The organism is Gammaproteobacteria bacterium (genome assembly GCA_022450155.1).
Classification (GTDB): Bacteria; Pseudomonadota; Gammaproteobacteria; order Arenicellales; family UBA868; genus REDSEA-S09-B13.
The window spans coordinates 1-11,505 of record JAKUQR010000042.1 but is presented as its reverse complement, the minus strand read 5'-3'; the positions used below and the strand labels follow the sequence as shown (position 1 = coordinate 11,505).

The 11,505-nt window shown below is 51.7% G+C and carries 11 protein-coding genes; 6 read left to right on the top strand and 5 right to left on the bottom strand.

Annotated elements, in window-relative coordinates; translation table 11 throughout:
- Positions 1–241: hypothetical protein (locus MK323_14570; GenBank protein MCH2483372.1), on the top strand; the 241-nt coding region annotated here is incomplete at its 5' end.
- A 367-nt stretch (positions 242–608) separates the two neighbouring features.
- On the opposite strand, the gene MK323_14565 is transcribed toward MK323_14570, so the two are convergent.
- Positions 609–1,811 carry a TauD/TfdA family dioxygenase gene (locus MK323_14565; GenBank protein ID MCH2483371.1) on the bottom strand — a complete coding sequence of 401 codons (1,203 nt, stop codon included), beginning with the start codon at positions 1,809–1,811 and terminating at the stop codon, positions 609–611.
- A gap of 475 nt (positions 1,812–2,286) precedes the next feature.
- On the opposite strand from MK323_14565, the gene MK323_14560 reads away from it, so the two are divergent.
- Positions 2,287–3,249: a S1C family serine protease gene (locus MK323_14560; protein ID MCH2483370.1), complete on the top strand. Its 963-nt coding sequence runs from the start codon at positions 2,287–2,289 to the stop codon at positions 3,247–3,249.
- An 89-nt stretch (positions 3,250–3,338) separates the two neighbouring features.
- On the opposite strand, the gene MK323_14555 is transcribed toward MK323_14560, so the two are convergent.
- Together MK323_14555 and MK323_14550 are read right to left on the bottom strand one after the other, a co-directional pair.
- A complete protein-coding gene (locus MK323_14555) occupies positions 3,339–3,494 on the bottom strand; it encodes a hypothetical protein (GenBank protein ID MCH2483369.1) in 156 nt (51 codons plus the stop codon).
- A complete protein-coding gene (locus MK323_14550; protein ID MCH2483368.1) occupies positions 3,491–4,387 on the bottom strand; it encodes an IS481 family transposase in 897 nt (298 codons plus the stop codon). Before MK323_14550 ends, MK323_14555 begins: the two co-directional genes overlap by 4 nt.
- Before the next feature lie 412 nt (positions 4,388–4,799).
- Here MK323_14550 and MK323_14545 point away from each other — a divergent pair, with 412 nt between their 5' ends.
- The 3 genes from MK323_14545 to MK323_14535 all read left to right on the top strand — a co-directional run bounded on the left by MK323_14545 (position 4,800) and on the right by MK323_14535 (position 7,679).
- Positions 4,800–5,813, top strand: coding sequence for an adenosine deaminase (locus MK323_14545; GenBank protein ID MCH2483367.1), 1,014 nt, complete (start codon positions 4,800–4,802; stop codon positions 5,811–5,813).
- A gap of 173 nt (positions 5,814–5,986) precedes the next feature.
- Positions 5,987–6,532, top strand: a complete 546-nt coding sequence (locus tag MK323_14540) for a glutathione peroxidase (protein MCH2483366.1) — start codon at positions 5,987–5,989, stop codon at positions 6,530–6,532.
- 220 nt (positions 6,533–6,752) lie between these two features.
- The gene (locus MK323_14535) at positions 6,753–7,679 is read left to right on the top strand and encodes a PfkB family carbohydrate kinase (GenBank protein ID MCH2483365.1); all 927 of its coding nucleotides are present in this window, start codon (positions 6,753–6,755) and stop codon (positions 7,677–7,679) included.
- Positions 7,680–7,695: 16 nt separating this feature from the next.
- Here MK323_14535 and MK323_14530 read toward each other — a convergent pair whose 3' ends face one another.
- Positions 7,696–8,265 (bottom strand): CDP-alcohol phosphatidyltransferase family protein, encoded by a 570-nt coding sequence (locus tag MK323_14530; GenBank protein ID MCH2483364.1) that lies wholly within the window; start codon positions 8,263–8,265, stop codon positions 7,696–7,698.
- 845 nt (positions 8,266–9,110) lie between these two features.
- Positions 9,111–10,355 carry a Xaa-Pro peptidase family protein gene (locus tag MK323_14525; GenBank protein MCH2483363.1) on the bottom strand — a complete coding sequence of 415 codons (1,245 nt, stop codon included), beginning with the start codon at positions 10,353–10,355 and terminating at the stop codon, positions 9,111–9,113.
- Positions 10,356–10,657: 302 nt separating this feature from the next.
- Here MK323_14525 and MK323_14520 point away from each other — a divergent pair.
- On the top strand, positions 10,658–11,505 hold an 848-nt coding region (locus tag MK323_14520; protein ID MCH2483362.1), incomplete at its 3' end, for a site-specific integrase.

The following is an 11,505-nucleotide window of genomic DNA, read 5'->3' as shown; positions in this document are numbered from 1 at the left end:
CAAAGACGAACAGAGAAAGGAAATCACCGGCTATTACGTCAGAGTCTACGCAAGCACACCCACCCACCACCTTCAAAAGGACTTCCCCGAGATTGAGACTGCCTTGGCTTACGCCAAAGCACTAGCCGAGAATGAAGGGGAATACCCCGAGGAACGAGGCACGCCCTCCTTCATCACGATGTATCCGGGGCTGGGTACGGGGCGGCTGACCATCGAGATACCATATAAGAAGTGGGAATGAAGGATGCCAATATCGGGTAAGAGTGTTTCTCACGGGCTGACCTACAGCGAACAAGCAGCGGTTTGTCGCTTGTACGGTTTATCGTGGGAGCCAACTAGCTTTGGACTGTGCCCAGAATGTGCCCTAAATGTGTCCACTCCAGTCCATTCCAGTCACATTCGCGCGGGATCGGTGTGCGTATGTGGTTGATTTTCATAGGCCCTACGGTTGGACCACTGGACTCATAATCCATTTTCTCCACCCAACTGCGCCAAATTCCATGCAGTAAGGTCCATGGTTTAAGTGGGTCTCCCACCGTTGTAGATTCTGAGCCTCGCGATATTGTCGCTACCGTTGGCAATTTTCTTATCGCCATATTCGTTTCGATCTACACAATCATGCCTTGGTTGAACAACACTGACGAATTCTCTGTACCAAGCGTCCGACGTAAAATGCGCATCGTCGAATGAAAATCGTCCAAGTCAACCGAGCTCGTCAGGACAGAACGCGCAGGCTCTTCGGCGGTAAACCCGGTCCTACCATGCAATACGCGTTGGTTATTGAATAACAACCCCTCTCCTACCTTCAGTTTTAAAGTAATTATCAATTCAGGATCGTAGAGAATTTCGAACATCCGCCTCAGTGCGCGATAACACGGCTCAATCAGGTCGGCTGGCATGTCAAGTGGTGCAATTTGACGTTCGTTTAAGCGCACGCCGGAGATGTCGCCGTCACTATCCAGCTTTATAACGGGCAAGCGCGCGAAGTACCACCGGGATTGGCCGTCGGTATTTGCACCTAGATCAAACCGTTCTGCAGTAATGGGGACCCGTGTTAGCAAATCGAAGTCTTCAGGCCATTTTTCTTGCATCCGCTGCGCCGCCTGAAACCCGTCTACCAACGTCGAGTCACCGCCGTTCGAACTGGGTTGCAACACCTGGAAAACAATAATACCAATGCACGACAATCGATAGGCTTCATCAACATGGGGCAACAATTCAGATGTGGTATCGCTGACATTGTCGACGTTCGTTTTCCTCGACAAATTGTAGGTACCGAAATGAGTTTGTCGCTGGGGACCCACCAATTCAATGAGCCGACGAGACTGCCCAGATTCTGTCGACAGGTTGATTATCTGGCAAAATCCATAATCGCGAACTGATTCCAGCATCGCTAAACGCTCTGCCAGGTCTACTTCAACTTGATTGAAATCAAATAACGGTAGCGAATCTACGATTGAGTCGTCCCATAAGGTCGGAAGATGTTTTCTTCGCGCACGCTCCTGATCGGAATAGCAATGATTTCGCAACCACCTCGCCGAATAAACCGAGCGATGCTTGTCAGGCATCCATTGAATATTGATATCGGTGTTGGAATTGTCGAGTAACTCTGGCTCGACATTTGGTGGAATGTCGAGAAGCCGGATGCCCCTGACAGCATCTATGGGGGTACCACATACTTTACATTCGCATTGATGGCGTAACCAGAATGGGTGGTAGCTGCTGTGGTGGCCGTCGCCCCAGGTAATAGTTAACTGACTACCTTCAATACTAGCGGTTGCAATTTCGAACATTGAACTTTGTTCGGCCATAACGTTTACGAGCTCCGGCTATTTATCTGTTCACGCGAATGGATTTGTTGCAGTATCTGAGCATGTGTCGAATCCGTGCTCATTGTAGTCGGCTGACAGGGCTATACGAATGGAAAGAGAATCGAATCCAGGTATCATAAATTTTGAGTTCCATAGTGTTACCGATAGATTGCCACATAACAGTGTGACAGAATTATAGGAACACGCTTGGGTGTGGGAACTAGATCAATGTAAGCCGTGTAAAAGCAAAAACGCCAGGGAATAGGTGATTCTTTTGGTCCCATGTAAACCGCGGGCGATAAGATAGACTGGGATCGTGTTTTCAACAGGCTATAGGGCAATGTCCTAGACCAATAGATCCCACTTCTCTTATATAGTGCTGGTATGAACCGTCTTCTTTCAATTCTGTTGTTGATGTTTTCTGTTGGGGTTGGTGCCGAGACTATTAAATGGCGAAAACGGAAATAAGGAAACGATGTCAGAAATACCACAAACTGCGCAACCGCGACAGGAAGAACTTTCTTACGATTTGAAACGGGCGCTGTCCGCTATCGTATCCGTCCGCACGCAGATTCCTAAAACTGCGATGACGGCCAGGATACTCGGCACGGAACGGGCGGGCCACGGCGTGCTGATCCGGGAAAACGGGTTGATCGTGACGATCGGATATCTGGTGACAGAGGCGGAGACTATTTGGCTCATCGACAACAAGGGCGGTGCGACCAACGCTCATACTGTCGCCTACGATCAGGAAACCGGTTTTGGCCTGATCCAGGCTTTGGGACGGCTAGATCTGTCGACGCTCGAAATGGGCAGTTCGGCCGACGTCAGTGAAGGCGAGTCGGTGGTATTGGCAGGTCATGGCGGCCGTGAAAACGCCATCTCGGCGCGGGTACAGGCCAAGCGCGAATTCGCTGGCTATTGGGAATATCTGCTCAATGAAGCGATTTTTACCGCCCCGCCACACCCCAGTTGGAGCGGGACCGGACTGATCGGTCATGATGGCACATTGCGTGGTATCGGTTCGCTGCTCGTGCCGCAGGTCATCTCTGGCGGCGATTCGGTCAACGGCAATATGGTTGTTCCGATCGATATATTGAAACCGATCATGGACGAGTTGCTGACCTACGGAAGGACCCAGAAACCGGCGCGTCCTTGGCTTGGCATGATGACGACCGAGATGGATGACGCGCTGGTCGTCGCCGGCGTCGCGGAGGGAGGGCCAGCGCAGCGCGCCGACGTGCGGGTCGGCGACTTCATACTCGGTGTTGGCGGTCAGCCCGTCAAGGAACTGGCCGAAATGTTCCGCCGAGTCTGGGCGACCGGCGAGGCGGGCGTCGGTATTCCGCTGACCCTGTCGCGCGATGGCGAGATGCTCGATCTGACGGTTCAGTCGGTGAACCGGTCGGACTCGCTGAACTCGCCGCAGCTACATTGATTACGGATACCCTATCGGTCGCAAGTATCCGCGTGAACTTTTTTACGCGAACAGTTGGTTCTGCTTTAGCGCCGGAGGGTCAAATCCTCTCACCCTGACCAGTAGCGGTTGTAGTAGACCTTGTATTCGTCGGTGATAGTTTTGGCATACAGTCCTTTTGCCCATTTGCCGGCCATGGCTGGTATTGGGACCGAGACCACCAGAGTGTGTAGTAAGTGCGCACCTGCTGGACACTTCATTTTCATGCTAACTTATCTCTGAGAGATTCATAAGGGGTTTTTCCCTTATGGGCACCATGCGGTCTTGCAAAGTTATAAAACTGTTCCCACTCATAGAGCCTTTTTTCCAAATCAACGTCATTTTTGTACGTCAGTAACTGGTAAAACTCCTCCTGATCTGATCGATGAGATCGTTCTACTTTGCCGTTGAGCTGAGGCGAGCGCGGTTTGATAGAGACATGCCGAATGCCCTTGTCTTCGACATGCCAGTGGAACAGAGCCTGGAATTCATGACCACGATCCGTTCTGATCTGCTGTATACGGAATGGAAACTTGTTGATGACATAATCGACAAAATGAATTGCATTTTTCTGGGTGTGGCGTGTATAAACCTTCAAGGCCCTGACCCGTGTCGCGTCATCAATCGCGGTATATTGATAGCGTTTGAGCTTTTGGCCGTTCTTTCCTTTGAATATTAGAAACTTAACATCCATCTGAATGTGGTGGCCAGGAACTTGTTTGTTGTAGCGTTTAGTGTGGATTTTTCGGCGCCCCGGACGCCCTGGTAATCGATTAACACCGTGCCTTTTCAATACTCTGTATATCGTGGCATCCGATACACGCATCGAATGATAGCGTGCCACGTACCACATGATCCGAGTGGGTCCCAAGTGGTATTTGCGTCTCAGATATAAAATCTTTTCAACAATCTCATCCGGTGTTTGATTGGGGTGTGTCCTGGGGATAGGCTTCTTGCATTTGAGTCCTTCATTACCGTGTTGGCGATAGGCATTTCGCCAAACATAAAACAAGGATCGTGGGATGCCAAAATAACGGCACGTTTTAGCAATATTCCCGGATTCTTCGGCGTGATTAAGGATACGTAATTTACGATTTACCTCTCTTTCAGCGTGAGTCATTGTCTTGGCCTCCGTGTGAACTAAACTACACGAAGTGTCCTAAAGGTTCCTACATTCCTACAACAGGGCCGGAGGTTCAAATCCTCTCACCCCGACCAAAATTCCCCCTTAACTACACCCAGTTAGAGAGGTTTTCATTTTGTGTCGGTTGTCGGTTTTAAGCGTTTGGACACAAATCTGGACGGTTATTTTCCGGTTCCTATACTCTTCAGTCCCGGCAAGGTAGTAGCGACGATTACAGGCCACAAAGATACCAAGATGCTGATGCGCTATGCGCATTTAAGAGTGGAGGGTAACAATCAGCAGTTGAACTCGCTGATTATCAACACTTTTCAAAACCAAGATAATGCCAGCGATCGTCGCTTCTGTACAGGGAAGCGGTTATCCGGATAACATGAATTCCATGATTTCGCTGGATGAATTTCTTAGCACTCTGCCGAAAGCTGAACTGCACCTACACATCGAGGGAACGCTAGAACCCGAGATGATGTATGCCCTGGCTGAGCATCACGGTATTGAGCTGCCGTGGAGCACTGCCGAGGAAATCCGACAGGCCTATGAATTTTCTGACCTTCAGTCGTTTCTCGACATCTACTATCGAGGCAACGACGTGTTGCGGACCGAACAGGATTTTTTCGATCTGACACTGGCCTACCTTGAGAGAGCTCATGCCGATGCCGTTCGCCACACCGAGATTTTCTTTGATCCGCAGAGCCATACCAATCGGGGAATTGCCTACGATCTGGTTCTGGATGGGATCACGGCGGCACTCCGGGAGGGTGAGAGCAGATTCGGGATCACCTCCGGGCTGATTCTCTGCTTTCTTCGGCATCTGCCCGCCGCGTCAGCGATGAAGACGCTGGAGACTGCGCTTGCAAGGCGTGAGGAAATCCTTGGGGTCGGTCTTGACTCCTCGGAGCTTGGGTTTCCGCCATCCGGATTCAGCGAAGTTTTTAACCGGGCGCGAGCGAAAGGGTTACATCTGGTGGCACATGCGGGGGAAGAAGGCCCGTCCAACTACATCCGAGAAGCGTTGGATACCCTCAATGTTGAGCGCATCGATCACGGTGTTCGTTGTTTAGAAGACCTGGCGCTGGTCGAGCAGTTGCGGTTTTCGCAGATACCGTTGACCGTCTGCCCGCTGTCAAACATCCAGCTGAAGGTGTTTGCACAGATGTCCGAACACAATATCGAAAAACTCACCCAGGCCGGCCTTCAGGTCACTATCAATTCAGACGATCCCGCTTATTTTGGCGGCTATATTAATGCCAACTATGCGAGCGTGCAGCGTGCATTCAGCCTCGACCGGACCGCGCTCGCCCAATACGCGGTTAATTCTGTCAAGGCGAGTTTTGCGTCGGCGGAGCGCAAAAATGCCCTTCTCAATGAGATCAGAGAAGTCACCTCCCAATTCCGTCTCGGCTGACCACCCGAATCAGCAGCCATGACCAAATGGCAACCGAAGATCGCCTGGCAATCGAGCAGGTACTTGAAGTGAACTGAAAACTTCAGTTCAGCGTCTGCGGAATCTCCTCTACTCTCTAATTCGAGATAGAGTATTCTTTAAAATATGCGAAATCGAACCGAAGCAACCGCACAATGAAACCGTTTTCCGGCTGCGTGGCCCTCGCCATGTTCTTCTTTCTTAATCCGAGCATGGCAGATGAGAGCTGTCCGGCAACACTGGATTTCAGCAAAAGGTATCTCGCCAGCGAGACAACGGTCAGATTGTGTGATGAATTTGCCGGTAAAGTCCTGCTGGTTGTCAACACCGCCAGCTATTGCGGCTTTACTCCGCAATTCGAGGGCCTTGAAGCCCTGTACGAAAAGTACCAGGTTCGTGGATTTGCTGTTCTCGGCTTCCCATCAAATGATTTTTTCCAGGAGCCGCGCGGGGAGAAAAAGGTGCAGGAGTTCTGTCGCCTCACCTACAACGTTCAATTCCCGATGTTCGAGAAAAGCCGGGTCGCCAAATGGTGGGCAGAACCCCTTTACCGCGCCCTCGCTAAGGAAGCTGGCCAGTACCCGCGATGGAACTTCCATAAGTATCTGTTGTCTCGAGAGGGCCGGGTCGTAGGGAGTTTCGGCAGTACGGTCCGACCCGAGAGCGATGAATTGGTCGAGGCAATTGAATCGTTATTGTAGGATCTTCGCAGTCGGGCCAAGCATCGACCGCTTTTTCTTCTTCGGCTTCCAGCCGGTCTTGCAGAGCGCGCCATAAACGTAAGCGTCTGCTCTTTCCCCCCCAGTTTCATTTTCCGCGCTTTGCGCTTGACGCGCACTCCTGTACTTTCGAAGATAAGCTAGGCCGCCGGACAGCGAAACAGACGGCCACCCGGGCCTATCCTTAGGGAGATTTCTTGTAATGCCGAAGGTCTGTGTTGTGGGTCATGTCACCTCCGAAACGATTGTGGTCAGCGGACACCGTTCGGGCCCCACCGTCGGCGGAACGGGTTTCTTTTCCTCCCTGGCCTACCGGAAACTGGGTCTGGAGACCATGCTGGTGACGAAAGTTGCAGCCAACGACCGGCAGAATCTTCTGTCAAAGCTCGAGCAAGCCGACACCACGATCCGTTGTCTCGAGTCGTCGGAGACGTTGCAATTTGAAAATATTTACTCCTCTTCCGACCCAAACCACCGGCTCCAGAGAATCTTGAGATTTGCAGATCCGTTAACGACAAGAGACCTGGTCGACGTCTCTGCAGACGTATTTCACCTCGGGCCATTGGCTGTCGGCGATATCGAGCCAGCGCTATTTGTGGACCTTGCCACTCGTGGAACCGTGGCCTTGGACGTACAAGGATTGCTTCGGCTCCGACGACCAGGTCAAGTAACACTGCAAATGTCGCCAGAGATTAGAAAACTGGTTCAACACACTGACATCCTCAAAGCAGATATCGAGGAGGCCCGACTTCTTACTGGATGCCAGACAACCCGGGATATGTTGACAGAATTACAGAGTTGGGGTCCCCGAGAAATTCTGATTACGGCTGGATCTCACGGATCGAGCATTTGCTCGCCTGAGGGAATGTCGGAGATCCCTGCGTACCGTCCAAAAAACACGGTCGACTCAACCGGATGCGGTGATACGTATTTGGCCGGCTATGTGGCAGCCCGATTGCAGGGATTATCACCCTATTCATCTGCCCATATCGGTGCCGCCGCAGCGAGTCACAAACTGGAATACGCCGGCCCTTTGCAGGCAAGCTTTGATGCTCTGTCAGAGCAGATCAAGCTTGAAACGGATGCAGTCGATCCCGCGACAACCGATCCTTACCGGGAAAAAGTGTAAATCGTGCCGAGTGGTGTCAACGACCGGAACCGGTCTCGTCTATCGACGATAACTTTTGTTCCCGTAACATCCGATGAACGTGCACGATTCGTTGAATCACAGTCAGAGTTGTCAACACAAACAAGATGACGATGGCAACAAACAGCTGGCCGAAAATCATCCCCAACGTCAGGATCATGATTCGTTCGGGGCGAGTGACCCAACCAACGGTGCAGGTCGTGCCAACCGCCTCAGCCCGGGCACGCACGTAACTCGTGGATACCGACCCCAGCATTCCTGCCACGGTGATAACCACGCTGGCCGTTTCGCCGCGATCCGCGAAGTACCAGGCAATAGCAATGAGCAGCACACCCTCGCTGATCCGATCAAGTAAAGAGTCGATGACCGCGCCAAATGGCGTAACCCGATTGCCGACACGGGCCAACTCTCCATCGATTACATCAAACAGGCTTCCCAAAAGAAAAATCAGACCGGCCGCCACCGGCATTCCGCTGACAAACAGTCCGACCGCGACCATCGTCACTAAGAATCCGGTAACAGACATCCCGTTCGGGCTGATCTGGAGTCGGATCAGTAGCCGAATCATGGGACCCAATGCCTGCCGGATCAGCAGCTCAACTTGTATTCTGAAATTCTCCACGCTTGGATAATAAACTTATCCCGGCGTCATGTATGACAGAGAATCGCCATGCCGGGTGACATTGAACCATCCTGCCCATAGCGCCCCATGGATTAGTGCGGTATCGTAACTATGAACTAGATTCAGTGGTGCCTTTGCCCGGTTACGCTCCCAATCGATGGAATCTCTTGGAACCACTGCTTTAAGTTGCACAAGTCTGTCGCCGCTCCGAAATTCACGCTGTATTCGGTAACTGGTATGAACCATTTGTCTGATAATGAAAATTTGGCGCACCCCGAGGGATTCGAACCCCCGACCATCTGGTTCGAAGCCAGGTACTCTGTTTTGCGTTCTGTTAAGCCAACATTACGTTCGCGTTTATGTCTCGCTACTACGCGGGAGTGGATAGTTCCACTAAAAACTGGGATTGATCCCAGAGGGATTAGGGGTTCCTTTTTGATCAGGTCGGTGTGACCAGAATGTGACCAACAGGGGTCCACTTCAGTCCATTTGAGTCACATTCAGTCACATACGCGCTGGATCGGTGTGCAATTCTGACGCTAATTGACCTAGATCATCTCTTCTAATGTGCTTTGGTCCAACCCCATCCAACCAAATCCAGCACTTTAGACGAGTACTTTGACGGTAACTATTTGGGGGTAACAGAAATCACATCAACTATTCAATAGGTTAACGATCAGTTCAAGTCCTTCCGAGCCCACCATCTTTTCAATGACTTACGTCGTCTGATCACTGGTCTTCTTTTCGACTGTACCTAACTGTACGTTACGCTCACTGGTTTCTGGTCTCTGCTAGTTCTCACAGATAATCAGGCCATACGGAACGTCGTGCGTCGCCAGTCGCACCTCGTCTTGCTTGAACAACAAGGATTCGATCATGAAAAACTGACCACTAAACCTTGGGAGAAATATTTGGACCTCGTGATTCACCGCGGTCCCGGGTTCGAAAAACCGGTCCGCGTTCTTTTCCACCAGCGGGTCGTAGACCATGTTGCCGACCCAGTCTGAGAGAAACGCGATACCCATTTCATATCCGCCGATCCAGCCACGCTGATCCCACAGGTCGTGGGCTTCGTAGTAAGCCTTCACCCTCTCATTGAGCTCACGCACAGGGAGGTTTGGACGCATACACTCGCGTACCACATTCATTACGCCAGCCGCCAGACTCGCTTTAGCTGCAACGTCCTTTGCCGGTTCGCCGACGCTGAAAGTGCGGGCCGCATTCATATGGTAGCGCTTGTGGACGCCAGCAACGTCGACTGCAACTGTCTCTCCGGCTTTAATCTTCTTTCGCGTGGCGACAGCGTGAGCCGCATTTGATTTTCCACCGGACAGAACCGGCATCATCATCGCCTGTAACTCACCACCAGCCGCACACAGCGCTCGGATTACCTCGCCTTGCACTTCGAGTTCGGTAACGCCGGGCCGAATGACTTCGCGCGCCGCATTGAGCCCAGCAGTCGCGATCCGGCATGACTCTTCAAGACACTCAATTTCGGCCAGCGACTTCACCCAACGAATTTCCCTTAAGACGTGACTCCCGTCGACAACTTCAGCACCGGCGGCCTCGAATTGAGTTTGTATCTTCTGACTGATCACCCGATTCGGCTGCATGGCCCAGAATTCCATACCGACCCTGCCTTTTAGCCAGCCTTCAGCTTTTAGCTCACCGACGATAAATCGCGTTCCATCGCGGTAGCTGTCCTTTGGGAAATACCGTGTGTCCTTCGATACGGTGAACGTGCGGGTCAGGACTGCCTCTCGCTCAGTTTCAAAGTGGATGAACCGGTCGTGGTCCACGTGCACCGCGATACCATTGGAAGGCGGCCACTCGACGGGACTCTCAGTGTGATACCACATACAGATATAGCCACTCATGTAATACATACTTTCCGGTGAGGTGAGCAGTAGACAGTCAATGCCGTCTTGCGCCATCTTCGCGCGTACTCGCAACAATCGGTTCTCGAATTCGGCCTCGGAGAACGGAATCTCAGTCTCTGGCTGGAAATCAAAGTACACCTGGTCGCGATAAGTCACGTTCAATTTTCTTTAGGGTTCGTTAAGTACCCACTGTACCTAAAATGTACCTAACTCAGGTCCATTCCTGACTATTCCAGTCCATTCAAGGCAACCAAGCGCAGGGTTGAGGTGCTTGGATGTGTTGATATTGCTAGACTTCTAGACTACAGAAACAACAAGAGCAGTGGACTCATAATCCATTGGTCGAAGGTTCAAGTCCTTCCGGGCCCACCATTTATCAATGACTTAAGTCATTTTGTATTGTTTTTCGTTGTTGCACACTCTTAGCACACCATGCACACCTTGTGTATAGTGTGTAGATGGCTGAATCCCACTCGTTATTAGAAAACACTGTTGTCGTTTATAAACGAGCGCGCAGTGCTGTCTGGCAGGCCCGTCTGCACTTGGATGACGGCACCTGGCATCGGGTATCGACCAAAACAGGGGATATTGACGAGGCAGTAGATAGAGCCACAGTCCTTTACTACGAAGCGAGGGTCAAAGCCCAGAACAAACTCCCCCAAAGCACCCGTAAGTTTGCCTCGGTCGCTAAAGCTTCCATTCAAGCGATGGAAGAAGAACTTCGCCATGGCCGAGGCAAAGTGGTCTATAGCGCCTATATCGGCGTGATCCATAACTTTCTCATCCCCTTCTTTGGCAAGCACGGGGTCGATTCGATCACCCCAGAGAAACTCAATCGATATGAAGCCTGGCGACGGCAAAAGATGGGCAAGGAGCCCGCCGCCAGTACCATCACCACCCACAATGTGGCACTCGCCCGGGTCTTTGATATCGCCCTGCAACACGGCTGGATCACCCAATCCACCCTGCCCGCCTTACAGAACAAGGGCAAGAAGTCAGAGGCCCGGCCGGCCTTTAGCTTTGAGGAATATCGGCTTTTGACCCGGCGTATGCGCGAGTGGGCGAAGACGGGTAAATCCCGGCGCAGCCAGATGATGCGTGAGTTATTGCGCGATTATGTCCTGATCCTCGCCAATACCGGGATGCGCCATGGTACTGAAGCGATGAACCTTAAATGGCGGCATATCCAGTGGTTTATCAACCGTAAAGGAGAAAGATTCCTGCAGATGACGGTCGATGGCAAGACCGGCAATAGGCAATTGATTGCCAGGCACAATACCGGCATCTACTTACGACGAATACAGAG

What these genes read in the sequence shown, in the direction of transcription:
- MK323_14565 (MCH2483371.1), bottom strand. Translation starts at nt 1,811, where the DNA reads ATGGCCGAACAAAGTTCAATGTTCGAAATTGCAACCGCTAGTATTGAA.
- MK323_14560 (MCH2483370.1), top strand. Translation starts at nt 2,287, where the DNA reads ATGTCAGAAATACCACAAACTGCGCAACCGCGACAGGAAGAACTTTCT.
- MK323_14555 (MCH2483369.1), bottom strand. Translation starts at nt 3,494, where the DNA reads ATGAAAATGAAGTGTCCAGCAGGTGCGCACTTACTACACACTCTGGTG.
- MK323_14550 (MCH2483368.1), bottom strand. Translation starts at nt 4,387, where the DNA reads ATGACTCACGCTGAAAGAGAGGTAAATCGTAAATTACGTATCCTTAAT.
- MK323_14540 (MCH2483366.1), top strand. Translation starts at nt 5,987, where the DNA reads ATGAAACCGTTTTCCGGCTGCGTGGCCCTCGCCATGTTCTTCTTTCTT.
- MK323_14535 (MCH2483365.1), top strand. Translation starts at nt 6,753, where the DNA reads ATGCCGAAGGTCTGTGTTGTGGGTCATGTCACCTCCGAAACGATTGTG.
- MK323_14530 (MCH2483364.1), bottom strand. Translation starts at nt 8,265, where the DNA reads ATGATTCGGCTACTGATCCGACTCCAGATCAGCCCGAACGGGATGTCT.